This window comes from Paraburkholderia sp. BL17N1, from assembly GCF_003634175.1.
Lineage (GTDB): Bacteria > Pseudomonadota > Gammaproteobacteria > Burkholderiales > Burkholderiaceae > Paraburkholderia.
In genome coordinates this window covers 232,711-256,884 of the sequence record NZ_RBIW01000002.1, presented here as the reverse complement: position 1 = coordinate 256,884, position 24,174 = coordinate 232,711, and the positions used below count along the sequence as shown (strand labels likewise).

The window sequence follows — 24,174 nt, the reverse complement described above, 5'->3', positions numbered from 1 at the left end:
ATCCTAGCGGTATCAACAATCGCGACGCCGTACAAGTAGGGAAAACGACGTTTCACATTAAATGCTAAGATCCGCAACAAACTCATATAATCAGGACTACGAATTATAAGAGGTACGATGACAACGTTGGGCAACACTTGTCAGTTCTTCTTTGCTAAGAGCGTCTCGTTGAATCAAAGCTGAGCTTTGCTCGTCATCGGCGAAACTCGTATCTGTCCGTTGCTACCGCACGTGGCTGATGCATGGGCAGATCGATCAATAGGGGCGAAGCCGAGATTCAGATCCCTCCGTTACATGAAGCACTCGCATCGTGGCGCTCGTATCCGAAAAAACAGAGAGACGACAACAGTTCAATCGGCGTCAGTTCGTCCTCACCACTAGACAGGCAGGGGTCAACTCAGCACTGTCATTGCGGTGCATGAAAATCTTCACGTAAATCATAGGTTGTTTCAATCGTTAGAGCAAGGAACGCGAAGTGGAGGGCAACGATAAGGAATGGGCGGCGTTGGCCTCGCGAGCAATTCGGGGACTACTGGTCCGTAAGGGTGTGAGCGTGCCACGCTTGGCGTCGGAATTTGCCCGGCACGGCGCGTCCGAATCCGCTCGTGCGTTGGAAGGCAGAATGCACCGAGGAACGTTCCGTTTCGGGTTTTTCCTTCAGGTCGTGGCGACTATACACGCGGATTATCCTCCGCACTGGCGTCCCGCTATGACATCCGCAGGCAATTGGGATGCACGCGCATCGCACCTGTTTCAGGCCGAACTCGCGGCGCGCCCTTGGTTGCATTGGGTAGAAATCGGGCGACGGCTTGCTTCGATCAGCGAGAACTGGGATCCCGACGCGCTTTCCGTGGCCGTTTCCACCGGTGATTTCGCTGCCATCCTTTTTCTGCAGTGCTCGGTTGTCTGCTCGTTTCAAGGCATCGAGTTGTTCGTGGACCAATCAGATCTCTGCGAGGCCGCCCGTAAAGGTGCCGCAGGCTTGGTAGGAATCCCTCGCCCGAAGTCAGATCGAGCTTGATCCACACTAAGGATGTCCTATAGTTGTATCGAAACCGTCAAAATTTTCACGCAGAGGGTGTGAATGGAAAATGAAGAAAACGGAGATGTCACGCTCTGGACCTGGGTCAGATGACGACCCCTCGTTCGACAGCACCCCGGTGTCGCGGTTACTCCGTACCGCCGCTGTGGCGGCAATTCTGTTCGATTTGTCAGCGGCACAGGCGCTTCTCGAGCTGCCCAATGCTGAGTTAGGACGGTTGTTCAAACGGAAGCTCGCACAAGTCATCGGTTTGTCGACCGCGCTGAACTTGGACATGAATTCAAACCACGAGCACAGTGAACGTCCAAACGAGGATCTCCATCGCGTCCCGCATCGCCGGGTGTCACCGCGTAAGTCGCTCGTATCCCAAGGCAGGTTGCTCCCAGCAGCAGTCGTCTGTGAAGCCTTCGGTATCTCGGAGCAAAGGCTCGCCAAAAACGTGGCCGGGGGTCAAATTTTCAGCGTCGACGTTGGAGGTAATCAATTCTATCCGGCGTTCTTCCTTGCAAAAGAGCTCGATCGCAGGCAATTAGCGAAGGTCGTGCGACGGCTGAATGGATTGACTGGCTGGGTCAAATGGAGATTTTTCACAGATCCGAAGGCGTCGCTTGCCAATTTGACGCCACTGCAAGCGCTCTTGCATGGCGAAATGAAGCCGGTGTTGCAGACAGCCGATGCTTTTATTGCGCGCTCGGACAAGCTCGAGAAGGGCAAGGTGTCCGGCACCCGAAATAGTTGAAATCATGAGAGATGCTGGACCTTCGCTCTGAACAATCCGCACCCTCAGGCAATCTCGCAATCCGGAACCGCCGTGACCAGACGAGAAACTGCTCACACTAGCGAAAGCGCTAAGCTGTCCAAACTTCTGTCCGCGGCCGCGAATGTTGGGGAAGTGCCGGGCGGCCGAATGTCGCGTCTTCTTCCTCCAGAAGTATATCACTATGAATATCATAGTGATATACTTCTGCACGCAAGAACGCCGACTAGTAATTTTATGTACGGAGGAACTTGTTAATTGTGAAATTCGCGTGAACCTGCCCGAGCGGACATGTGCCACTCCCCGCAGTCACTATCTAAAACAAGCCACACAACGTCATCGGGAATCAGATGTCCATTCAGACGAACAACTCCATCGGGTCGAATCTCCAAAGCAATAGCAACGGCTTCGCGGCATCGGGCGCGCACAACAGTGTCAAGCCCACTTTCGCCGAGCTACTCGCGCAACTCGTCGACTATACGAAAGGCACTACTGGCGATCGATTGCAAAAGATGATTCTCGCGAAGCTTGGCGTGACCGAAGGAGATCTGAAAAATATGTCTCCCGAAGAACGTGACAAGGTTATGAAGAAAGTGCAAGATCTGCTCAAGAAAGAAATGGATGCACAAAAGCAGCTTGAAGAAACAAAAAACAATCAGAAGATCGACGTATCGGTTTGATAGCTTGGTCGTCTTGTAATGGCGCGCGGCGGAGCGGTTCGGGTACAGTAGGTTGCTCCGCTGGTTCGTTTGTCCTTTTACGTCTCTCGGCGGTAACACGCATACAGTGTCCCGCCGCTCTTGTTTGCGGTAGTTAGCAAGCAAAAGTGCTCATCGCCAGTTTCTCCACCCTTGCGGCTTGTGAAGTTTTCCAAAAGTTATAAATTTAGCAGCAGGTGCGCCGCGTAACGATGTGGACTGATTGGATAGATGCATGCCCGTGCGTTAATTGTAGCTGCCCCATAACATAGACACTGTGACCGATTACATCGGTGTTTCGGAGCACATTAGCTGGAAATATCGGTGAACCCCGAACCACATCACGTGAGAACGATTCAAGAAGCTTTGTACATAGGTCTCCCGCTAGGCCTTCTGGGCCATTCTTTATCTATCCGGCCGACCAGCTACGTCGTCGCCCTGAATTCTGACGAAAGCGCTCTCGTTAAAGTGTGATGTGCATGCGAGAGTAGGTCCCGCTTGTGCCACCGCGCGAACCTTAGATTTTCGTCTGAAAGCCCGGAAAAATTTAAACAGAATGCGAAAACGAGCCTCTGCAGACCAACGGTTGCAGCAGAGCGATGGCTGAAAGACCGGTCTATCCGAACGTTTGCTCAACATAACGGCCGAGTAGGAGTCGACGCTCCTCGCACCAGCAAACCGACGAAAAGGAAGAAGGCCGCTACACATTGGTCTGACTGGACATCAACCTTGGTATAACAGTTCGATACGAGCTCAGATTCAGCCTATTCGCTTGCACGATGGCGCTCTTACCAGTTGGACAGTACCATCAATACAAGCTTTCACGAGACAACAAGGTTGTGAAAGTCCGACCCGTCTTGTAACTCGCCCACCAGTCGCTTTTGGAGTGAACATGTCTACCTCAATCGCTCTTTTGGCCAATGGATATCTCGAAATCCTCTGCGTCGACCCTTGGCTCGTGCCGGTTCGCCGTCACTATGTAATGCGACGCACCGTCGATTATGGAGATGTTTGCCTTCAGTAACTGCCGCGAAGTCGATCACTCCATTTGGCTAACACGCGGAAGGGCATCATCTAAACGTCTATGGAGCCTTTTAAGGTGGTGAGTCATATTATCGATTTGCGACCGATGGAGTATCAGCAGTCGTTTTGAACAACATTGCGCATTCAATTCGACGTCGGGGCTTTGACTCACGAGATAGCAATCGCTCCGCCTATTGGTCACTTTGCCTCTTTGGCAAAGAGGCTTTTGCCGAACATGCTCTTTTTCGCTCAAAGCATTATTTCTAAACTGCGAGCACGGTGTTCTTCAGACATCGATCGACTCAACCTCGACCGCGTGCCGTTGCGAGTACGACGCTTTTGCGAACGCTCAAGCATCGCGTCGGCGATATGGTGCGCACCATTCACCACGACGTGAATTTTTAAGGAGTTGTCATGCAGTTTCTGTTTGCGATGCGAGTCAAGGGAAATGCTGCTTCCGTCACTATCGAGGAGCGCGAGTTAGAGGTCGCGTACGTGCAGGAGAAGTATGCAGGGGAATCGGTACGTCATGTCTGGTCGCGCACGGACGCGGCCGGTGCCTGTTTGCTGATTGAGGCGGCAAGCAAAGACGAAGCTCATGCTGTGATCGAGGGATTGCCTCTGATGAAAGCCGGCAAACTTGTCATAGAGACGTTCGTCCCGCTCCAAGCGTATCGCGGGTTTGCTGCTGGGGCGAAATGATGGATCATCCGCTTTTTGAAGTCTGTCAGCGACACGCGGCCGCAACCGACGACCTCCGCCTTTATTTCCTCGACCACGGCGGCAATCGCGTGCTGTCGGCGATGAGCGACGGCAGTGATCTTACAATCCTTGTCAGCAAACATTGCGCGGGACCGGACGGGATCGCGATCGACGCTGCGCGCGGTCACCTCTACTGGACCAATATGGGTGTGCCGTCGCGTAACGACGGCTTTATCATGCGATGCGATCTCGATGGGCGCCATGTGACGACTATCGTGCCGCCGGGTTTAACGCACACTCCCAAGCAGATCGTTATTGAGCCGTTTGGAGAGCATCTTTACTGGTGCGATCGCGAAGGAATGCGGGTCATGCGCTCCAAGCTCGATGGATCGTCCATCGAAACGCTCGTGCAAACCGGCTCTGGAGCGTCGGATCAGGCGGACGCGCGCAACTGGTGCGTCGGCATCGCGGTCGATGTCAATCGCGAGCATGTGTACTGGACACAAAAAGGCGCACCGAAGTCCAACACGGGACGTATCCTGCGTGCCCCACTCAATGGTCTGAGGTGGGGCGACTCCCCTGCATCGCGCCGAGATATCGACACGCTTTTCAGCGCATTGCCCGAGCCTGTCGATCTCGAACTGGATACTACGACGATGACGCTTTACTGGACCGACCGGGGCGCTCCGCCGTTCGGCAACACGCTGAATCGCGCGTGCCTAGATGCAAGCGAATTGCACCGAGAGGTGCTCCGCGGTGGCTTTCGCGAGGCAATTGGATTGTCGGTGCATCCGAACCGGAACGTCGTCTTCGCGAGCGACCTGAGCGGTTCGATCTACCGAGTTGCGCTCGACGGCCAATCGGTTTCTACAGTGCTTCACGATGTAGGTCATTTGACTGGCATCACGGCCCTATGAATGGATGGCCAGATTCAGGTCAGGCATTCAGCTCGGCCTCCTGCAACGCGATTCGTGCGCTAAGTTCGCGCTTAAGGAAGTCGACAAACGTGCGGATCTTCGCGTCGACATAAAGGCGCGAAGGATAAACCGAATAGACGTTCCGAGTGGGCAGCTTGAATTCAGGCAGAACCCGGACTAACGCTCCGTTGCGAAGATCGTCCATGGCCGAATAGACGGCCAACGCACCAATGCCCGCGCCGGCGAGCAGGGCCACACGCATAGCCGCTGGGTCGTTGACCTTGAAGCGCGCCGTCGAGACGTTCGAGAACACTTCGCCATCCTGGCTTTCGAGTTGCCAGCCATCTGTTGATGGTGTCGCTGGAGACTGCAAGCGAATGCATTCATGACTCTCAAGATCTTCCGGCGATCGTAGTGGAGGATGCTGCTGCAGATACGACGGAGCGGCGACCAGCACGCTGTAACTGCTGCCTGTCACGTGGCTGACGTAGTCCGAATCGGGAAGCGTGGGTGCTGTTACAACGGATACGTCAAACTGCTCCTCGACGAGTCTCGGCATCGTCGCGGACAGTGTCAGTTCGATATTGACGTTCGGGTAGCGCCGCTGATAGTCGACAATGCAGGCTGCGAGATGCGTCTGCCCAAGTCCAGGCATTGCGTGGACGCGCAGCTTGCCGTACGGCTCGATCAGCGCATCGGATGCTTCGGCGTCGGCGAAGTCGAGGTCGGCCAGAATTGCTTGGCAACGCTGATAATAGCGAGCGCCGGCTTCAGTGGGGGTAATGCGGCGCGTCGTGCGATGAAAAAGGCGCACGCGCAAATCATCTTCGAGATCTGAAATAGAGCGTGAGACATGCGCAACGCTGGTGTCAAGGACATTGGCCACAGCGGTGAAGCTGCCAACTTCGATGACGCGCGAAAACACGCGTATGTTATGAATCTTGTCCACGAAACGATATTCCTTCAAAGAGGCGCTGTGCTGATTGTCACAGCGCGCCCGGTCGCCCGCGACGTTACAACAGGCACAAGTCGCGGGCTGCGCTCATTTCTGTGTCAGTCCGGATCAGGCTTTCGACATCTCGCCATCGACCAGACGCCAGAGACCGCACGGATTGCCATGCTTTAGCGATTCTGGCAACAGTTCGTTCGGAAAGCCCTGATAGCAGACCGGCCGCAGGAAACGTTCGATCGCACTCATGCCGACTGAAGTGAAGCGGCTATCGGAAGTCGCGGGGAACGGGCCGCCATGAATCGATGCATACGAAACTTCTTGGGGATGCGCGAACGCGTTGACCACAATACGGCCGGTGCGACGCTCAAGGATTGGCAACAGGCGCGTGGCGAGTGCGTGGTCAGCCTGATCGATGTGCATCGTCGCGGAGAGTTGCCCGCGAAACTGCTTTGCGATCGCAATAAGTTGCTCGATATCCTTTACGCGCACTAGGAGCGCGGACGGGCCGAACACTTCTTCCGCCAGCGAGGCATCATCAAGAATCCGCCCGCCGTCTACTTCGAAGAGAAGCGATTGTCCGTCCCACGCACCTTGCTCTTCGCCGCCCGCGGCAATTCGCTCAGCACCGGCTTCGACCTGACGCTTCACGTTCCTGCGATAAGCCGTGTTGATGCCAGGTGTCAGCATCGTCCGCGCATTCATTGCTTCGACGCGGGCGACCATCGCGTTCTTCAGTTCGGGATAGCCGGGGCCGTCGATCGCGAGCAGAATTGCGGGCTTCAGACACGCCTGACCGACTGTGATCAGCATGCGTTCCGTAAAGCCGTCGCCGATACTTTCACCGCGCGCAGCGAGTGCAGCCGGCAGCACGAAGGTCGGATTGACGCTTGTCATTTCGGTGAAGACTGGAATCGGATCGGGACGTTGCTGCGCGCGCCGGAACAACGCCATGCCGCCGCCTTCCGATCCGGTAAAGGTCACCCCTTTGATTAGCGGGTGATCGACCAGCGCCTCGCCGGTTTCGTTGCCGCCACCGCGGACAAGGGAAAACACACCCTCGTGCAGACCTGAATCCCTGACTGCCTGCTGGATCACGCGCCCCATCAGTTCCGATCCGCCAGGATGTGCGTTGTGCGCTTTCAGAATGACGGGACAACCGGCTGCTAACGCCGATGCTGTATCGCCGCCTGCGACTGAATACGAGATCGGGAAGTTGCTTGCACCGAAGATTGCAACGGGACCGAGCGCGATCTTCTGCAATCTATGATCCATCCGCGCGCGCGGTTGACGCTCCGGCTGGGCGGGATCGATGGTCGCCTGACGAAAACGTCCCTGACGGACGACAGTCGCGAACTGGCGAAACTGGATCGCGGACTTGGCGGCTTCGCCTTCGAGTTGCGCGATGGGCAAGCCTGATTCGAGCGCAAGACGTTGCGCGAGTTCTGGCGTGATCGCGTCGAGACCGTCGGCGATGCGTTCGAGGAACGCGGCACGATCTTCAAGACTAGTGTTGTTGTAACTGTCGAATGCGTCATCCGCCAGTTGCGCGGCGCGATCGATTTCCACGCTGCTACCGAATGCGAAGGACGGTTCAATTTCGGCGTTCGTCGCCGGGTTCAGCGCCTTCATGGTGCCAGCAGTCGCGGACACTTCCTGCGCGCCGATCAGCAAATTGCCTGTGAGTTTCATGTTGGTCTCGTCTCCGTTCACTCGGTTGTGCCGATGTTGAGAGCGCCGATGAGTTCGGCTGTCGTCAGGATCTCGTGGGCGTACGTCGGGCCGTTCAGTTCATGCGCGGCGCGCATCATTTCCTGCGTGAAGGCCGCTGTCGCATCGCGAACGAGCGTGACGTGATAGCCAAGTTCCATCGCGAAGCGGCTCGTGGATTCAATGCAGGTGTTGGCCAGCAGACCGACGGCAATCACGTGCGTGATGCCTTTCTGCTTTAGCTGGAAATCGAGGTCAGTGTTGGCGAAGCCGCTCTGCGCCCAGTGCTCCTTGATGATGATGTCGTTTTCCTGCGGCACGAAATCGGGGTGCCATTCACCACCCCATGTGTCTTTCGCAAACGTCTGGTGCTGCTGTACGAGGCGTTGGGTCGGGTTCGGATGATCCCAATTCTCGTAATCGCCTGGTTGCCAGCGACGGTGAGGCACATAGAACACCTGGATATCCGCTTTGCGGGCGCTCGCGACCGTGCTGCGCAGGTTATCGAGGAGGCGGACATCGTCGGCGATTGCCTTGATCATAGGGAATAGCTTGCCGCCGTCCGAAAGAAAGTCGTTATAGGGATCGACCAGCAACAGGCCGGAGCGCTCTGCGCGATATGTGAGGTTTGTCATTTCGTTTTCCAGTTACAAGATTTATGCGAACACGGTCGCGGTTCGTCGGCGCCGACATGCGTTTGTCAAACGATTCGTGACGTCTCACGCATCGCATCGAGTGCGTGCAGAATATAACTATGAAAAACATAGTGTCAAGAGGTGTCCGGGTCTGCACAGGGTTAGTGGGCCGGATGCGTGTGTCCCCTAAACACCTGTGATGCCCCGAAGGACGGGCCTTTGGGGCGAACACACTCCCGTGAAATCTGTTACTATGCAATTCATAGTTTCAATTGGAGAACGGGTGTGGCACGTGGTTCGGAAGCGGCAAGCACGATATGTCCGGTGGCGCGGTCCTTGGAGGTGGTCGGTGACCGGTGGACAGTTCTGGTCCTGAGAGAACTGTCGATGGGCGCGACGCGCTTCGAAGAAATACAGACTCAGACCGAAGCGACGCCGCAGATGCTGGCGGCTCGTCTTAAATCGCTCGAGGCCGATGGGATGATCGAACGTCACCCTTACAACGAAAAGCCTCTGCGTTATGAATATCGACTCACAGAGAAAGGGCGATCGTTTTATCCTGTCATTTACGCGTTGCGCGCCTGGGGGGAAACCTGGTGCAAGGATGAGCGCGAGGAGATTGCAATCCGTTTCGTCCATCGCGCGTGCGGTCACGATGTGGGTCTCGGGTCTGTATGCCCAAGCTGTGAAGTACTTGTCGAACGTAAAGATCTCGATGCGTCAATGAGCGATCAGTTTGCAGTCGAACGTGCGGAGCGGCGTGCGGCGTTTAAAAGAAAGTAGGCCTGTCCCCGGTATTGTGTGTTGACTCACTCCCCTCTGATATCTGGCCGCGTCTGAAGGCCCTTGTGTGGCGCATGGTCACTAACACGCCGGCGATTTGTTAGTGCGCGCGTCCGGGACGGGCAGCAGCGCTGTCGCAATCCTGTACCCACTCGTCAATACTGATCGCGGTCGCTCACTGCCCGGTGGACCATGTTATCAAGCCGGTGCGCTTGCGTTTCGCAATGAACGGAAGCTCTCACGCACTTCGTCCGTAAATTCCTGAGGTTGTTCCCAGGCCGCGAAATGTCCTCCTTTGGGCAGCCGGTTATAGTGAATCAATTTCGGATACGCTTTTTCGGCCCAACTCTTTGGCGCCGCATAGATCTCATCCGGGAATACGCTGACGGCGACAGGAATGGCGACGTGCTTCGGTGCGAAGAAGTTCAGCTTGTTCTCCCAATACAAACGGGCAGATGAGACGCCCGTATTCGTGACCCAATACAACGTGATGTTATCGAGAACATCATCGCGCGAAAGTCCCTCTGACTGCCCATCAAAAACGCGAGCGATCATTGCTTGGCTCGCAGCGTCATGATCGAGCATCCATGCTGCGAGACCGACAGGGGAATCGTTGATGCCGTACAGAGTCTGCGGGCGGTTCGTCATCTCTTGAGCGTAACCCAGACCGTGCTTGTAGAAGTAGTCGAGTTGGTCGAACGCGTGCTGCTCGTCGGATGACAGTCCAGCCGGCGCGGGGTTGCCGTACTTGAGCGCATTCGCAATATCGTCCGGCACGGTCGCCGGCATGTTCGTGTGAATGGCAATAAGCCCCGGCGGCGTAAGAAGCGCGATCTGTTCCGTAACGGCATTGCCCCAATCGCCACCTTGCGCCACGTAGCGCGTGTAGCCAAGGCGTTTCATTAGCACAACCCACGCTCGTGCGATGTGCTGGGGATCCCAGCCCGTCATTGTTGGTTGGCCCGAAAACCCGTGACCAGGCAACGACGGAATCACAACATCGAACGCATCGGATGCATTTCCGCCGTGCGCCGTGGGATTGGTCAGCGGCTCGATGATTTTCAATTGCTCGATGATCGAACCCGGCCAACCATGTGTGACGATCATTGGCAGCGCATTTTCATTCTTCGACCGGACGTGAATGAAGTGGATGTCCAGTCCATCAATCTGGGTCACATATTGCGGCAACCCGTTCAACCTTGCTTCGACCTTGCGCCAGTCGTAATCCGTCGACCAATAGTGTGCGAGCTTCTGCATCGTCGCGAGTTGCACGCCTTGCGATGAATCCGTGACAGTTTCGCGCTCAGGCCACGGCGTCGCTTTGATGCGTCTACGCAAATCGGCTAATTGCGCTTCTGGCACGCGGACGTGAAGTTTGCGGACGGCCGTCGCGTCTCCACTCGTCGCCGGCGCGATCTCCGTGACCGAGGTTGACTGAGTTGTATCTGCCAGAGCGAACTCACTCAGCGACACAGTCGCAACTGCGGCAGCAGCGACACCGATAAAACGACGGCGCGATGGCGCTTGAGGAAGTATGTCGTTTGACATGGGAGCTCCTGTAGTCGTAAGAGGCCCTTAAGCCTGATTTGTGAACATAGAGGCGTTATCGATGGCGCGCGACGCGCGTGCTTCCAGGCCACAATGCTCAGATAAATGCTAACGACAATTACGTGCGCGGGCCGGGGTTTGAACGTCCCAAACAAGCGTATAGGTCAACTACACCGTATCCAAGCTTCTGTTGCCGACAACGAACATATCTGTATCCGACGGGAAACGCTGTGACTTGCAGATATCTCGCAGTAGCGGAGACAACAACCGTTGGAATACAGGCGTTGGCACCTCTGCAGCCGGGTCGCGCGTTAGGCGTTGCAGCCCAATCACCGGAACGCAACGACAACTAGCTCTGATCGACCTGCGTGCATACACAGGTCCGGTGGTTTTCCGATCGCGTGGCCCGTCAGAACTAACGGTAAGCGACCGGCGATGATTCAGCCATTCTACGAATGGCTGCAAGCGCAGCGTCCAGACGTACGCGCATCATACTTTGGTGGTACGGGTGTACTTCTCTCCGCAGAGATCTTGTCCGCCAACGAGCAACCGACGGAACAACGGGATGCGAAGTCACGCAACCTAGTTGCGTTACTAAGACCGGAAAATAAAAAGAGTATTGAAATCCCCGTCTGATTCTGCCGATGGCGTACAGCTATTCGAAAGTCATCGCGGGAAATGCTGCCTCGCTGGTGCCATGTCGCGCGGGCGGACGCGTCCCACTCCCACTGGATCCAGCTCTCCCCGTTGAACGTCGCCCGGGAATATTTGATGCCTTCCACTGCGCCCGGTTCCCAGTGACCACGCGATATCGCTACAACTTGTCACCTGCGATGCGCCATCAGCAAGGTCAGTCGTATTCTATTGCTGCAACTTCCTTGGACGCCTGCTAGTGCTTACAGCACTGCTGTGATCTGAACGAATGAAATCAAGGACTGCACGGCGTTCGATCTGGGTTGCGTTGTGAAACAACGTGGTCCACCGCCGCCAGTGAGAAGCGAATAACTTCCCTCTTTTAACGGAGAACCGAAATGGGTAATCCCACGTATCGCGCGGAACGCACCGGCTTGCTACTGGTCGACCCCTACAACGATTTTCTCTCGGAGGGCGGCAAGGTCTTTCCGATGATCAAGGAGATCGCTACCGAGAACAGGCTGCTGGACAATCTTCGTGCAACAGTCGCCAGCGTTCGCAAGGCAGGCATCCAGGTGTTCTATGTGCCGCATCGGCGCTGGGAGCCGGGGGACTACGAGAACTGGGATCATCCGAACCCGACGCAAGACGCGATCAAGCAACGTCACACGTTTGAAAAGGGGACGTGGGGCGGGGAATGGCATCCCGATTTCGTGCCACACGCAGAGGACATCATCATCAAAGAACACTGGGCGCAGAGTGGTTTCGCAAATACCGATCTTGACTTTCAGTTGAAGCAGCAAGGTGTCACGCATGTGATTGTCATCGGACTATTAGCGAATACCTGCATCGAGTCGACCAGTCGGTTCGCGATGGAGCTGGGCTACCACGTCACACTCGTGCGCGACGCAACGGCTGCATTCTCGAAGGAAATGATGCGTGCTGCGCATGAGCTCAACGGCCCGACGTATGCCCATGCGATTCTGACAACTGCGGAACTCAGTGCGGCGCTTAACGCCAGCACTGGTGCCTGAATTGAAGGAGATCAGAGATGACACTAACCGGCAACCTGCTCATTGGAGCTCAGGAAGTAGCGGCAAGCGCAGGGACGATGAAGGCGCTGAACCCTGCAACGAACGTCGAAATTGAACCGCCGTTCGCACTTGGCGGCGTGGCGGAAGTCGATCGTGCCGCGCGACTTGCTGACGATGCTTTCGACAGTTATAACAACACAAGTCTTGCCGAACGTTCGGCGTTCCTTGAACGGATCGCAGACGGCCTTGACGCCATTGCGTCTGAACTCGCGCAGCGCACCTCGCTCGAAACCGGTTTGCCCGTCCCTCAGCTGGAAGGCGAGGCGGCAAAGTCAGCGATACAGTTCCGTCAGTTTGCGACCGTCGTGCGTCAAGGGCGTTTTCGGCAAGCCGCGATTGATCCCGCGCAGCCCGACCGTCAACCGCGTCCGCGCATGGATCACCGTCTGCAGAAGATCGCGCTGGGACCCGTTGCCATTTTTGGCGCGAGCAACTTCCCAATTGGGTACTCGGTCGCGGGTGGCGACACGGCGTCAGCGTTAGCAGCCGGCTGCCCCGTCATATTGAAGGCGCACAACGCACATCCTGGCGCATCGGAAATGATGGGCCGCATGATCCAGCAGGCGGTAAACGCCTCGGGACTGCATGAAGGCGTATTTTCTCTGGTTCGCGGTGGCGGCAATGAGATCGGCGAGGCGCTTGTCGATCATCCGCTCATCAAAGGCGTGACGTTCACCGGATCGGAAGTAGGCGGGATGGCGCTTTTCCGCCGTGCGCAGCAACGTCCTGATCCGATTCCCGTCTTCACCGAAATGACAAGCGTCAATCCAACCTTTGTATTGCCCGCGGCGCTCGCCGCCCGCGGCGCGGAAATCGGCGATGGCTTCACAGAACGCATGCTCGTCACCGTCGGCCAGGCTTGTTTGAAGCCTGCGATTCTGTTGGCCATCGATGGCCCCGGTTATGACGAACTTCGAGCAGCGATGCTCCCCCGCATAACGAACATGCCCGCGCGTACGATGCTCACCCCAGGGATTAATTCGGCGTATCGCAAGAACGTCGAGCGTCAGCGCAATTCGGGCGCAGAGCGGATCGCCGCGGGCGGACCACCGCAGGGCAAATGGGACGGGCAGTCGGTGCTCTTCGAAGTCGACGGAGCGCGCTTGCTGGAAGATCCGGTGCTGTCGGAAGAGGTGTTTGGGCCTGCCGCACTGCTGGTCCGCGTGAAAGACATCGAACAGCTGATCGCAATTGCACGGCAGTTCCAAGGACAGCTCTCGGCCACCATGCAGATCGATGCCGCCGATCACGCCCTCGCTGCGCGGCTGGTTCCAATTCTCGAGCGTCGTACCGGACGAATCGTGGTCAACGCCTTCTCACACCCGCAGGAAGTGTCGTACGCATCGATTCACGGGGGACCTTTTCCTGCAACTTCCGACAGCCGATTCACGTCTGTAGGCATGACTGCCATTGAGCGATTCCTGCGTCCGGTGTGCTACCAGGGTTTCCCGGACGATCTCCTCCCTGAAGCGTTGAAGCGGGACAACCCTGCGGGGATTTGGCGCCTGACTGATGGCGAGCCGTCGAAGAACTGACAGCGGTCACGAAAGGTGGCTTCGGGCAAGGGCCTCAGAAGTGCTCGACGCATCTTTTGTGACTCCGTGTGGGACGTGCTGGCAAGTCTCCCCGACAGCTGCGCACGTCCTACGACGCAGACCAGCGGCAAGACGACAATTTTTCATTGGGAGTCGCACTATGAACACGTCGCTTCGACAATTCAGTGTTAGGCCTCAAAGCCCTGCATATTGGCGGGTCACGTTCGATAACCCACCTATCAATGTGCTCGACAGCGCGACGATTACAGAATTGCAGCAGCTACTCGATCTGATGGACTCGGACCCTGAGCTGCGCGTCGTCGTGTTTGATAGCGCCAACCCTGAATATTTCATCGCTCATTTCAGTGCAGCGGCTGGAGTCGAAACGATCGTGACGCCGCTGCCGGATGGGATGTACCCGTGGGTAAATATCGTGGACCGGCTCGCTCGGCTCCCCGTGGTGACGATTGCTGCGCTTCGTGGACGCGCGCGCGGCGTGGGCAGCGAATTTGCATTGGCGTGCGACATCCGCTTTGCCAGCGAGGAAAAGGCGATTCTTGCGCAAATTGAAGTTGGCGCGGGTCTGTTTCCTGGAGGCGGAGCGATCGAGCGTCTGCCCCATTTGACGGGACGTGGACGTGCGTTCGAGATCATTCTTGGTTCTGACGATTTTGATGCAGCCACTGCCGAGCGTTACGGGTGGGTCAATCGGACTATTCCTGACGCAGAGTTCGAAGACTTCGTGGACCGATTCGCAAAACGGGTCGCCTCGTTCGACAAGCAACCGCTGCGTGAAGCCAAGCGATTGCTCAACGCACATTCTGCGCCGTCTTTGTCGGCCGCAATTAACGAATCGCAGAAGGCTTTCTTCAGCGCTCTCTCTTGGCCGACGACGGTCACGCGTGCCCAAAAACTGGCGAGGCTGGGTTCAGGACAAGATAGTGACTTGGAGCGCAACTATGGAGCGCGCCTCGGAAGCCTGATGAATGAGCCCACTACCGAATGAACAAAGGATGCGATATGAATACCACTTCTCCTGAATTGCGCGACGGAACCCCCGACGAACAACCGTTGAAAGGACTAGAACTGCGTTCTTGCATAACCCCTGACGGTGAACTGAAGCTTTCACTCATCGAGTTGGATGTTGCGCCTCCGACAGGAGACGAGGTTGTTGTGCGCATTGAGGCCGCGCCGCTCAATCCCTCCGACATCGGCCTGCTGCTTGGTCCCGCTGATCTTAACGGCGCGACAGAAACGGGTGTCGGTCGTCAACGAACAATAACCGCGAAGATTCCAGTCGAGGCAATGGATAGTCTTTCGCTGCGGCTCGATGCATCTCTGCCTGTCGGTAATGAGGGCGCGGGGGTGGTCGTCCAGGCTGGCCGGGGAGCCGCGGACTTACTGGGTAGAACCGTGTCGGTAGCGGGGGGCGGTATGTACACGCAGTATCGTCGGCTCAACAAAGCCCAATGCATGGTTCTGGATCCAGGCGTGACGCCAGCAGAGGGCGCCGCCGCCTTTATCAACCCGCTCACGGCGCTCGGTATGGTGGAAACAATGCGCCGGGAGGGTCATCTGGCGCTGGTACACACGGCAGCGGCCTCAAATCTCGGTCGCATGCTCATCAATGTCTGTCGGAACGAAGGAATACCTCTTGTTAACGTCGTCCGTAACGAAACGCAGCTGGAATTTCTGAAAGATCTTGGTTCGCAATATGTTCTCAACAGCGAGTCAGCCACTTTCGATGCGGACCTCACAGACGCGTTAGTCAACACCAAGGCTACGCTCTGTTTTGACGCGTTGACGGGTGGACCGCTTGCCGGACGCATATTGCTTGCAATGGAAAGAGCCCTCGTCCGCGAAATGCCAGGGTACAGTCGATATGGATCTTCCACTCACAAGCAGGTGTACATGTATGGCAGTCTGGATCCGCGACCGATCGAGGTGCCGCGCGTTGGCATGGCATGGGGAATTGGAGGATGGCTACTCTTCCACTTCCTTGGCAGGATTGGGCCAGAAGCAACGCAGGCACTGCGTGACAGGGTAAATGCAGAGTTGCGTACGACTTTCCATAGTGAGTTCAAGGCCGAAATTTCACTCATGGATGTCCTCTCGCTTGAGTTGGTTCGCGAGTACACAAAACGCAGCACCGGATCGAAATTTCTGATCAATCCGTCCCTCGACGTCTGATTCGGGCAGTTATTGGCAGGCCAAGTTGGTGGTCAGCCATTGATTCGTTCTAACAACGGCGTGCTTTACGTTCTCAGACGCAGTTCTATCCGACGGCCGCTGGAGATAACTGATGAGCAACGAGTCCGTACCGGGCGGCCTTGTACCGCTCCCTCAGCCCGCGGAAGAAAGGAACCACGTCGACGACGATGCGGTCATTGACGCTGCTTTCGTGTCCAGCCACCCCCGGCTCCAGCAACTGTTTCCCGTCCTCACCGAAGCAGACATCGGCAGAGTGCGGCGCTTTGGCAGAGTGTCACGGTATCCCAAGGGCACGCTGCTCTATCGTGTAGGAGAGCGCACCCCGGGCATGTTCGTGTTGCTTTCGGGCAAGATCCGGGCTGTCGCCCGCGATGGTCTTGGGCGCGAGCAGATCATTCATACTTTCTCCCAGCGCGGCGAATTCACTTCTGACGTGAACCAGTTTTCGAATAAGCCATCCTTCGTGGATTCTCGTGTCATAGAAGATGTCGAAGCTCTGTTAGTCCGGCCCGACGACCTAAGTCCGCTTCTAATCAGTGAAGCCGAACTGGGCGAAAAGATCATGCGCGCGCTGATTCTCAGGCGCTTCGTTGCAATGGAACGCGTGAACGGCGCCGTTCTGGTCGGCTCGCCCGGTAATCCGCGGCTACTAGCGTTGCAGAACTTCCTACGCCGAAACACCTATCCAAATGTGACACTCGATGCGGATCAGGCCGATTCCGTCTCTTTCCCTGAGGGACCGACTCCACAACCGGACGACTTCCCGCTAGTCGTCTGTCCGAACGGCACGATGCTGCAGAACCCAAATGAGAGACAGCTTGCCTCGTGTCTCGGACTGATTCCTGAATTTGACCCGGATCACGTCTATGATGTGGCCATCGTCGGCGCAGGCCCCGCTGGCCTTGCGGCGGCGGTCTACGCAGCATCCGAGGGACTGTCGGTCGCGGTGCTCGACTGCCGCGCACCCGGTGGCCAGGCTGGCGCGAGTGCGCGCATCGAGAACTTTTTCGGCTTTCCTACTGGCATCACGGGTCACGCTCTTGCGGACCGCGCGTTCGTCCAGGCGCAGAAGTTCGGTGCACATATCGGCATTCCGTGCGAGGTCAAGGCCGTGTATTGCGACCAGCAACCGCCTGTAGTAGAGCTGACCGACGGCCATCGCATCACCGCGCGCACTGTGGTCATCGCGAGCGGCGCAGAGTATCGGCGCCCCGTCGTCGAGGATCTTGAGCGTTTTGAGGGATGTGGCGTGTATTACTGGGCTACGCCGATAGAAGCGAAGGTATGCCGCAAGGAGCCGGTGTTGCTCGTCGGAGGTGGCAATTCGGCGGGACAGGCTGTCGTGTTTCTCGCATCGCACGCCGAGCATGTGCACATGTTCATTCGAGGCGCAACGCTTGAGGACAGTATGTCACATTACCTGATCGAGCGAGTCTTGTTGCTGCCGAATGTGACGATTCACACTCGTGTCGAACTAACCGCGCTTGAAGGAAATGCTCGTCTCGAACGGGTGCACTATCGCGGTGCTGGGGGAACCGAAGGAAGCATGACCGCCCATCATCTGTTCGTGTTTATCGGCGCAGAACCAAATACGGGCTGGCTCGCTAAATGCGGCATCGAGCTTGACAGCAAAGGGTTCGTGTTGACAGGCATCGACCTTTCGAACACGACCTTGCGATCCGTGCCGTTGCAGACGAGCATCCAAGGCATTTTTGCAATTGGCGATGTTCGTTCAGGTTCGACCAAACGTGTTGCTTCGGCAGTGGGCGAAGGTGCCGGTGTGATCGCGCAGATCCACGGGTTTTTGGCCCAAGCTTACTGAATGCGTTTTCCGCGAGCTCAATGAGGGTTCGGACTGCTGTATTTCAGGCCAGGCCCCGTGCAGTAAAAAGGATTGGAATAGACACACGCGTCGACCATTAGACCATCACGCATGCCTGGTGCACGTCCAAGTCTCCCTACGTCAATAGGTGTCAAACGAAGACCAGTAATTCCACATGATGGTCATCCGGTCTGTGCGATACCGTTATAGAGCGGCGCGAACCGTGCTCTGCGGCCGCCGTCGATATCGCATATCAACGCCCTCAATTCGGTCGGCACGTCTGCCCATCATCGATCCTGGATTACGACAGTGCCCGACGATACGCAAACAATGAAGGAGCGCCCCCGCTCATTACGAACAAGACCTTCTCATCGGGCTTCCATACGCCTGTTCTGATCTCGTGAATCAAGCCAGCGAACGCCTTGCCACTGTAGACAGGGTCTAGCAGGAGCCCCTCAAGGGTTGCAGCGAGGCTGAGGGCTTCACGCATAGCTTCTGTCGGCAGGCCATAACCACTACCAAGCTGCTCTCCGCGAATCGCCACCGTGTCTGCAGGCACTGAGAGGTCAGGATTGAGTAGTTCGAGGGTTTTCTGTGTCTTCTCGAAAGTTGTCGCCAACGCCTTCTCCAGCGATGCCAGGACCGTGTACCCAACAATCGCTGCCGGGTCCTTGCCCATAGCGATGGTTCCCGATATGAGGCCTGCCTGCATCCCTCCGCTGCCGTTTGCAACAACAATACGATCAAATGAAATACCTTGTTTGGCGGACTGCTCGTCAATCTCGGCCGCACAGGCCGCATAGCCAAGGCACCCGACAGGGCTTGAGCCCCCGAGTGGGCACACGTAGACACGGCTGCCTTGAGATCTAAGCTTCGCGGCACGCTCCTCCGCAATATCGAGCGCGCTAACGTTGCCGGGGATATCGTGAATGACGGCACCGAACAGAACGTCTAGCAGCACGTTGCCATTGTTCACGTAGTCCTCGTCTTCGATTGGCACCAGACGGGAGAGCACAAGCTCGCACTTCAAGCCCGCACGGGCCGCCGCTGCCGCCGTGAGTCGCGCGTGATTGGACTGGCGACCACCTACCGTAATGACCGTGTCCGCACCGGAGGCCTGTGCCTCTCCGATTAGAAATTCTAGTTTCCGGAGCTTATTTCCGCCGCCGCCCAAACCGTCCAGATCGTCACGCTTCACAAAGATGGCGGGGCCGCCCAATGCCCGACTTAGGCGGGGAAGATGCTGTATCGGTGACGGCCCATCGCGCAGGGACGCTTGGGGGAATCGTGACAGATCGAGTTTCGAGTGCTTCATTGTCTTCTTTGCTCCAATGGTTGGAGGCGAAAGCTACTGCTCTCGCCAACGGCAGCATGCCACTACGGTTGTTATGTTCGATGCTAGCCCGGAGATGAGCAGCAATCAACGCCAACCGAGAACTGCGTTCAATGATCGAGGCGACGCGTGTACAGAACGAAGAATCAGTTCGACTGCATGCGACGTCAACTCGCGAGCGTCTGCCCGGTCGCGTTACGCAAAGGCCTGTTCGAAGGTCACGGTATCCGCTGGCGTTTGTGTGGTTACCGTGACGCACCGAGGCGCACGTGGCCGGCTTTTAGAACGACAGACAAACCTTGCCGAAGTGCCTGCCAGATGCCTGGTGCCTGAATGCGTCGGCGATCTCGTCAAGCGGATAGCTACTGTCGATTATCGGCTTGACACCGGTTGCATCGATCCCGCGAATCATGTCGATCTGATGCCTGCGGCTGCCGACGACCAACCCTTGCAATTTCTGCTGACGGCGCATCAATTCGCCAGTCGGCACTTGCCCGACAAGGCCGGTCAATACGCCTATCAGCGCGATATGGCCACCGATCCGGCAGGCCCGGATCGACTGCCCAAGTGTGTCGGGACCGCCGACTTCGACCACGTTGTCGACCCCGCGACCGTTCGTGATCTCGAGTACTTTCGCGGCCCAATCGGCGTCGCGCTTGTAATTGATCAGGTGGTCGGCGCCGAGCGCCTTGGCCTTCGTCAGTTTCTCGTCGGACGACGACGTCGCAATCACCGTCGCGCCCATCTGTTTTGCGAACTGTAGAGCGAAGATTGAGACGCCGCCCGTACCTTGAACTAGCACTGTGTCGCCGGCCTTCAGCGCGTCGTCAACAACTAGCGCACGCCACGCCGTCAGGCCCGCAGTGGTCAATGTCGCGGCCTCCGCGTGGCTATAGCCTCGCGGCGCGTGTGTAAACCACTGAGTAGGGCGAACAACAATTTCGCGCGCGTAACCGTCGACACCATCGCCTGGAGTGGTCGAAAAATCGGCGAGCGTTGGGCCGCCGTCGAGCCAGTAGGGAAAAAATGTGGATACGACTGCGTCACCTACTGCGAATTCGGTCACACCATCGCCGATCGATTCGACAACGCCTGCACCATCCGACATCGGGATACGCCCGTCCTCGGTCCGCAGTCGTCCCGTAACAACACCGAGGTCGTGGGCGTTCAGTGAGCTCGCGTGGATGCGCACGCGGATTTCGCCGGGGGCCGGGGCACCTGGATCGACAAGATCCGTGCTTTTGAGGTTTTCCAGCCCTGCCGGTTGGGCCAAGATAATAGCGTTCATGAAAGCAACTCCTGATGGTCGGTTCGACATTGTCAGACCGTGCATCGATTATCGCAAGAAGGTACAATTATCGCTGGTACGATCATTTATGTAGGTATCCACGCAATGCGACCGAAACGTTTGGACAGTAAGAGCGGCTGCGCGGTTGAAGTCACGCTCTCCGTAATCGGAGGCATCTGGAAGCCGGTCATCCTCTTTCATCTGCTGCGCGAGAAGAAGCGATTTATGGAACTCACTCGACTGATGCCGAACACAACGCAGCGCATGTTGACTCTACAGTTGCGTGAACTTGAATCTGACGGCATCGTTGCGCGCCATGTCTTCCCTCAGGTACCGCCGAAGGTCGAATACGAATTGACGCCCTTCGGCGAGACCCTCGCACCGGTGTTACTCAGCCTGAGGAAATGGGGTGAGTCTTACCAAGCGCGCGGAAAGAAAGACGTCGCGCAGACTCCGGCAGTGACGCAAGCAGCGGGCACAAGCAAGCGCACTCCAAGCGCAACGGGACAAGCCGCTTGAACAGACTATTTCCCGAAGCAGGCGATGTTCTCTCTGCTTGCGCTCAGTGCCTTGCGACCCGAAACTTTTTTTGATGCCGCTAGCCGCGAGTGTCAAATGAATGAAGGGAAAATTTGCTCTCGTTGCGTTTCACCTATTTGCGAAGACCCAAAATGAAAGAGACTGCGAGGACAAGCACTAGAAGCACTTCGGTTTCGAAAACCTGATGTCGATCTCGACAGCTTCGCTGCACGACAAACTCTTGCGCCCCTTGTTTCTGGACCGCTCTTTCAGATTGTCGCCCGCAATAGGGCGTTGAACGCCATCAAACGAATGAGAGACCAAGCTGCTCAGTCACCCATTGATGTATCGCGGTCGTTTCCTTCGATGCATGCCGAGCTGGCTACATCCGGCTGACATCGTAGACTGCATCGGCAAATGCCTTCGGCGCTTCCTGCGGCAGGTTATGACCGATTCCGCCGTCGAGGTTACGGTGTTGATACTTCCCGGTGAACTTCTTCGCGTAGGTGGCCGGCACAGGATGCGGTGCGCCATTCGCATCGCCCTCAAGCGTGATGGTGGGAACAGAAATGGTTGGCGCCGATGCCAGCCGAGCTTCGAGGGAGTCGTATTGCGGCTCGCCTTGGGCCAACCCTAGGCGCCAACGGTAGTTATGTATGACCACGGCGACGTGATCCGGATTTTTGAACGAATCGGCCGAGCGCTCGTAGAGCGCATCATCGAACTTCCATTTGGGCGACGCGAGACTCCAGATGAGCTTGTTGAAGTCGTGGCAGTTTGCCCGGTAACCTTCGTAACCACGCTCTGTTGCGAAATAGAACTGATACCACCACTGAAGTTCGGCATTTGGAGGCAGTGGTGACTTGCCGGCAGCCTGATTGCCGATCAGATAGCCGCTTACCGAGACCAACCCATTGACCCGTTGCGGCCAGAGCGCGGCAATGATATTGACAGTCCGGGCGCCCCAATCGAATCCTGCCAAGGTTGCTCGTTCGATGTTCAATGCGTCCATCAACGCCACGATGTCAATTGCCACTACCGACTGCTGTCCATTTCGAGGCGTATCCGGTGAAAGAAAATGCGTCGAACCATAGCCGCGAAGATACGGGACTATTACCCGATAGCCTTCTGAAACGAGTAGGGGCGTGACTTCAGCAAAGCTGAAGATATCGTAGGGCCAGCCGTGCAGCAGAATGACGACTGGGCCGTTTGGGGGACCGGCTTCAGCGTAACCGATGCTAAGCGTCCCCGCGTTGATCTGACGAATGTCGGCGAACGGGGCTTGCCCCAGCGTGGTCGTTTGCGCAGCTGACGCCTGGCGTGGAGGTAGCTGCATCAGACTGACGGTAGCTATCGCCGCCCCAAGCAAATGACGGCGCCGAATATCAATTCGATCTGGCATGTTGTTTCTCCTCAAAGAAGCCGGTTTGGTCATGCGGGCTCTGCGGGGCACGCATCGAGTTACTCGCCCAAGGAGCGGAATAAGTTACTCAATTTTCGCTCTCCATAACGGTTTGTTTTCGAAGAGAACTCAACAACATTCTCATCAAGAGAAGGTAAGAATCCAATAGGAATGCTTTAAATTATGGTGGCAGACGGAATGTCTCGGTCAATATAGCGGAGGTGACAATTCCGAAGATTGGCCGAGACGAATCGGTATGCTAATTTCCAGTTTCGTGGATTGTAAGATTGTTCCTCACGGAGCTTACGCCGGAGACTCCTTCAGCTATCGAACCTGCCTTGTCGATTTGCGACGGGTCCGGAACTGATCCGGCGAGCGTTACTGCACCGTTTTTCGCTAGGGCATTGATGTTCATAGTGTCGACACCGCCCTTGTGAAGCGCCCGTATCACCGTTTTGCTCAGAGTCAGATTTGCCTTTCTGATAGAAGACTTCGAGGTGCTCTGCGTTGCCGCCGATGTCTCTGTTGTACCATTCTCTTGTGCCCACGCATGGACGGAAGCAAAAACGATCATTCCAATACTGCCAGCTTTAAGCGTTCTAAAAGCGTTCATAATCTGCTCCAATGTCAATTAAATCGGGGAGGACCCCAGGAGGATCTTTTCGTAATGCTATGCAAACTGCGGTGCCACGTCTGTCGTCACCGCTTTGTGTGCTTGGCTTGGTACAGTCTCGATTTTCGCCAACAACTTTTTTCGAGCTTATTAGGCGGAGCGGCCTGGGTGGAACGGTGTCACGTCTTCCCGACCCGCCGCCGCGATTCAGGTTGGCAATGGCTCGCCAGTTTGCTCATGGACGATGAAATCGGCGTACCAGTCTGCCCAATTTTCATCGCGCTCCCCGCTCACCGCTTCGTGGGTTCCGTGCGCGGCCGCAGCACGGCGGAGCGCACTCGCCAAGTCCGTTGCCGATGAGAACGTCGTACCGTCTCGTACCCTTCCAGGAAGTCGCTCAGTTACCTCCTGGAAAACCCAGCCGTTGCCGTCAGGGTCATTGAACGCAGCGAAAGAGCCGTAGCTTGTCCGCGCCGGATGCGGGCCGCTTGCGCGTCCTTCCTCGCCGGCATGGTGGAATACGCCACCCACGTCATGGAAGATCGCGCTCACATTTACGCCGCGGCTGATTAGTGCCGTCCGAGCTGCTTCTATATCAGAGACAACCAGGTGAAGTCCTTGAACTGATCCTGGCTTATCCGTAGTGACTCCGTCGCCGAACAAGACGGAGCAATGTGAACCTGGTGGTGTGAAGTGTACGACCCGGAATCGATCTCCTTTCGTGATGTCGACGTCGAGTTTCCAACCTAGGCCGATGTAAAACTCCTTCGCGCGATCGACGTCCGACACCGGGATGACGACCACTTCGAGCTTCATGTCGACAGTGCTGCCGCTTGCGTTCCTAGCCGTGCTTTGTAATTCGTGCTGGCTCATGTCAGTTTCCTCCGCGGAAGGGAAGCCATTCGGAATGCCGATATAAATCGCGTCGTGAATGAGGCGACGTAGGATCCGCTTCAACAT

At 56.6% G+C, this 24,174-nt stretch carries 21 protein-coding genes; 12 read left to right on the top strand and 9 right to left on the bottom strand.

What is annotated here, in order from left to right; all coding sequences use genetic code 11:
* Positions 1-709 precede the first annotated feature (709 nt).
* The 5 genes from B0G82_RS39465 (at position 710) to B0G82_RS20970 (ending at position 5,139) form a co-directional block, all read left to right on the top strand.
* On the top strand, positions 710-1,021 hold the full coding sequence (locus B0G82_RS39465; protein WP_147439547.1) for a DUF6471 domain-containing protein: 312 nt from the start codon (positions 710-712) through the stop codon (positions 1,019-1,021).
* A gap of 70 nt (positions 1,022-1,091) precedes the next feature.
* Positions 1,092-1,781, top strand: a complete 690-nt coding sequence (locus B0G82_RS20985) for a hypothetical protein (RefSeq protein ID WP_121308910.1) — start codon at positions 1,092-1,094, stop codon at positions 1,779-1,781.
* 368 nt (positions 1,782-2,149) lie between these two features.
* Positions 2,150-2,479, top strand: a complete 330-nt coding sequence (locus tag B0G82_RS20980; protein ID WP_121308909.1) for a hypothetical protein — start codon at positions 2,150-2,152, stop codon at positions 2,477-2,479.
* Positions 2,480-3,934: 1,455 nt separating this feature from the next.
* A complete protein-coding gene (locus tag B0G82_RS20975; RefSeq protein WP_121308908.1) occupies positions 3,935-4,222 on the top strand; it encodes a hypothetical protein in 288 nt (95 codons plus the stop codon).
* Positions 4,219-5,139: a hypothetical protein gene (locus B0G82_RS20970; protein ID WP_121308907.1), complete on the top strand. Its 921-nt coding sequence runs from the start codon at positions 4,219-4,221 to the stop codon at positions 5,137-5,139. The genes B0G82_RS20975 and B0G82_RS20970 overlap by 4 nt, the downstream gene beginning before the upstream one ends.
* Before the next feature lie 19 nt (positions 5,140-5,158).
* Here the strand turns inward: B0G82_RS20970 and B0G82_RS20965 are convergent, their stop codons facing one another.
* The 3 genes from B0G82_RS20965 to B0G82_RS20955 all read right to left on the bottom strand — a co-directional run bounded on the left by B0G82_RS20965 (position 5,159) and on the right by B0G82_RS20955 (position 8,433).
* A complete protein-coding gene (locus B0G82_RS20965; protein ID WP_121310758.1) occupies positions 5,159-6,088 on the bottom strand; it encodes a LysR family transcriptional regulator in 930 nt (309 codons plus the stop codon).
* 114 nt (positions 6,089-6,202) lie between these two features.
* On the bottom strand, positions 6,203-7,780 hold the full coding sequence (locus B0G82_RS20960) for an aldehyde dehydrogenase (NADP(+)) (protein ID WP_121308906.1): 1,578 nt from the start codon (positions 7,778-7,780) through the stop codon (positions 6,203-6,205).
* A 17-nt stretch (positions 7,781-7,797) separates the two neighbouring features.
* Positions 7,798-8,433: an isochorismatase family cysteine hydrolase gene (locus B0G82_RS20955; protein WP_121308905.1), complete on the bottom strand. Its 636-nt coding sequence runs from the start codon at positions 8,431-8,433 to the stop codon at positions 7,798-7,800.
* 285 nt (positions 8,434-8,718) lie between these two features.
* Between B0G82_RS20955 and B0G82_RS20950 the strand changes: the two genes are divergently transcribed.
* Positions 8,719-9,216, top strand: a complete 498-nt coding sequence (locus tag B0G82_RS20950; RefSeq protein WP_121308904.1) for a helix-turn-helix domain-containing protein — start codon at positions 8,719-8,721, stop codon at positions 9,214-9,216.
* Between the two features lie 198 nt (positions 9,217-9,414).
* Here the strand turns inward: B0G82_RS20950 and B0G82_RS20945 are convergent, their stop codons facing one another.
* Positions 9,415-10,764, bottom strand: coding sequence for an epoxide hydrolase family protein (locus B0G82_RS20945; RefSeq protein ID WP_121308903.1), 1,350 nt, complete (start codon positions 10,762-10,764; stop codon positions 9,415-9,417).
* Between the two features lie 1,031 nt (positions 10,765-11,795).
* Here B0G82_RS20945 and B0G82_RS20940 point away from each other — a divergent pair.
* The 5 genes from B0G82_RS20940 to B0G82_RS20920 all read left to right on the top strand — a co-directional run bounded on the left by B0G82_RS20940 (position 11,796) and on the right by B0G82_RS20920 (position 18,059).
* Positions 11,796-12,431: an isochorismatase family cysteine hydrolase gene (locus B0G82_RS20940; protein ID WP_121308902.1), complete on the top strand. Its 636-nt coding sequence runs from the start codon at positions 11,796-11,798 to the stop codon at positions 12,429-12,431.
* A gap of 17 nt (positions 12,432-12,448) precedes the next feature.
* Positions 12,449-14,026 carry an aldehyde dehydrogenase (NADP(+)) gene (locus B0G82_RS20935; RefSeq protein WP_121308901.1) on the top strand — a complete coding sequence of 526 codons (1,578 nt, stop codon included), beginning with the start codon at positions 12,449-12,451 and terminating at the stop codon, positions 14,024-14,026.
* A gap of 160 nt (positions 14,027-14,186) precedes the next feature.
* Positions 14,187-15,032 carry an enoyl-CoA hydratase/isomerase family protein gene (locus B0G82_RS20930; protein ID WP_158608181.1) on the top strand — a complete coding sequence of 282 codons (846 nt, stop codon included), beginning with the start codon at positions 14,187-14,189 and terminating at the stop codon, positions 15,030-15,032.
* A 14-nt stretch (positions 15,033-15,046) separates the two neighbouring features.
* On the top strand, positions 15,047-16,216 hold the full coding sequence (locus tag B0G82_RS20925) for a zinc-binding dehydrogenase (protein ID WP_121310756.1): 1,170 nt from the start codon (positions 15,047-15,049) through the stop codon (positions 16,214-16,216).
* Between the two features lie 112 nt (positions 16,217-16,328).
* Positions 16,329-18,059, top strand: coding sequence for an FAD-dependent oxidoreductase (locus tag B0G82_RS20920; RefSeq protein WP_121308899.1), 1,731 nt, complete (start codon positions 16,329-16,331; stop codon positions 18,057-18,059).
* 301 nt (positions 18,060-18,360) lie between these two features.
* Here B0G82_RS20920 and B0G82_RS20915 read toward each other — a convergent pair whose 3' ends face one another.
* Both B0G82_RS20915 and B0G82_RS20910 read right to left on the bottom strand, forming a co-directional pair.
* Complete coding sequence (locus B0G82_RS20915) at positions 18,361-19,374, bottom strand: D-cysteine desulfhydrase family protein (protein ID WP_121308898.1); 1,014 nt, start codon at positions 19,372-19,374, stop codon at positions 18,361-18,363.
* 298 nt (positions 19,375-19,672) lie between these two features.
* A complete protein-coding gene (locus B0G82_RS20910) occupies positions 19,673-20,680 on the bottom strand; it encodes an NAD(P)-dependent alcohol dehydrogenase (protein ID WP_121308897.1) in 1,008 nt (335 codons plus the stop codon).
* Positions 20,681-20,785: 105 nt separating this feature from the next.
* Between B0G82_RS20910 and B0G82_RS20905 the strand changes: the two genes are divergently transcribed.
* On the top strand, positions 20,786-21,199 hold the full coding sequence (locus B0G82_RS20905) for a helix-turn-helix domain-containing protein (RefSeq protein ID WP_121308896.1): 414 nt from the start codon (positions 20,786-20,788) through the stop codon (positions 21,197-21,199).
* A 382-nt stretch (positions 21,200-21,581) separates the two neighbouring features.
* Here B0G82_RS20905 and B0G82_RS20900 read toward each other — a convergent pair whose 3' ends face one another.
* The 3 genes from B0G82_RS20900 to B0G82_RS20890 form a co-directional block, all read right to left on the bottom strand.
* Positions 21,582-22,601, bottom strand: coding sequence for an alpha/beta hydrolase (locus B0G82_RS20900; protein ID WP_121308895.1), 1,020 nt, complete (start codon positions 22,599-22,601; stop codon positions 21,582-21,584).
* A 259-nt stretch (positions 22,602-22,860) separates the two neighbouring features.
* On the bottom strand, positions 22,861-23,214 hold the full coding sequence (locus B0G82_RS20895) for a BON domain-containing protein (protein WP_121308894.1): 354 nt from the start codon (positions 23,212-23,214) through the stop codon (positions 22,861-22,863).
* Between the two features lie 207 nt (positions 23,215-23,421).
* Entirely contained in the window at positions 23,422-24,087 is a 666-nt protein-coding gene (locus B0G82_RS20890; RefSeq protein WP_121310755.1) for a VOC family protein, read from the bottom strand.
* Positions 24,088-24,174: the final 87 nt, after the last annotated feature.

Excerpts from the sequence above, each read along its gene's own strand:
- B0G82_RS39465 (WP_147439547.1), top strand. The coding sequence starts at position 710 with ATGACATCCGCAGGCAATTGGGATGCACGCGCATCGCACCTGTTTCAG.
- B0G82_RS20985 (WP_121308910.1), top strand. The coding sequence starts at position 1,092 with ATGAAGAAAACGGAGATGTCACGCTCTGGACCTGGGTCAGATGACGAC.
- B0G82_RS20980 (WP_121308909.1), top strand. The coding sequence starts at position 2,150 with ATGTCCATTCAGACGAACAACTCCATCGGGTCGAATCTCCAAAGCAAT.
- B0G82_RS20975 (WP_121308908.1), top strand. The coding sequence starts at position 3,935 with ATGCAGTTTCTGTTTGCGATGCGAGTCAAGGGAAATGCTGCTTCCGTC.
- B0G82_RS20970 (WP_121308907.1), top strand. The coding sequence starts at position 4,219 with ATGATGGATCATCCGCTTTTTGAAGTCTGTCAGCGACACGCGGCCGCA.
- B0G82_RS20960 (WP_121308906.1), bottom strand. The coding sequence starts at position 7,780 with ATGAAACTCACAGGCAATTTGCTGATCGGCGCGCAGGAAGTGTCCGCG.
- B0G82_RS20955 (WP_121308905.1), bottom strand. The coding sequence starts at position 8,433 with ATGACAAACCTCACATATCGCGCAGAGCGCTCCGGCCTGTTGCTGGTC.
- B0G82_RS20945 (WP_121308903.1), bottom strand. The coding sequence starts at position 10,764 with ATGTCAAACGACATACTTCCTCAAGCGCCATCGCGCCGTCGTTTTATC.
- B0G82_RS20940 (WP_121308902.1), top strand. The coding sequence starts at position 11,796 with ATGGGTAATCCCACGTATCGCGCGGAACGCACCGGCTTGCTACTGGTC.
- B0G82_RS20935 (WP_121308901.1), top strand. The coding sequence starts at position 12,449 with ATGACACTAACCGGCAACCTGCTCATTGGAGCTCAGGAAGTAGCGGCA.
- B0G82_RS20930 (WP_158608181.1), top strand. The coding sequence starts at position 14,187 with ATGAACACGTCGCTTCGACAATTCAGTGTTAGGCCTCAAAGCCCTGCA.
- B0G82_RS20925 (WP_121310756.1), top strand. The coding sequence starts at position 15,047 with ATGAATACCACTTCTCCTGAATTGCGCGACGGAACCCCCGACGAACAA.
- B0G82_RS20920 (WP_121308899.1), top strand. The coding sequence starts at position 16,329 with ATGAGCAACGAGTCCGTACCGGGCGGCCTTGTACCGCTCCCTCAGCCC.
- B0G82_RS20915 (WP_121308898.1), bottom strand. The coding sequence starts at position 19,374 with ATGAAGCACTCGAAACTCGATCTGTCACGATTCCCCCAAGCGTCCCTG.
- B0G82_RS20910 (WP_121308897.1), bottom strand. The coding sequence starts at position 20,680 with ATGAACGCTATTATCTTGGCCCAACCGGCAGGGCTGGAAAACCTCAAA.
- B0G82_RS20905 (WP_121308896.1), top strand. The coding sequence starts at position 20,786 with ATGCGACCGAAACGTTTGGACAGTAAGAGCGGCTGCGCGGTTGAAGTC.
- B0G82_RS20900 (WP_121308895.1), bottom strand. The coding sequence starts at position 22,601 with ATGCCAGATCGAATTGATATTCGGCGCCGTCATTTGCTTGGGGCGGCG.
- B0G82_RS20895 (WP_121308894.1), bottom strand. The coding sequence starts at position 23,214 with ATGAACGCTTTTAGAACGCTTAAAGCTGGCAGTATTGGAATGATCGTT.
- B0G82_RS20890 (WP_121310755.1), bottom strand. The coding sequence starts at position 24,087 with ATGAGCCAGCACGAATTACAAAGCACGGCTAGGAACGCAAGCGGCAGC.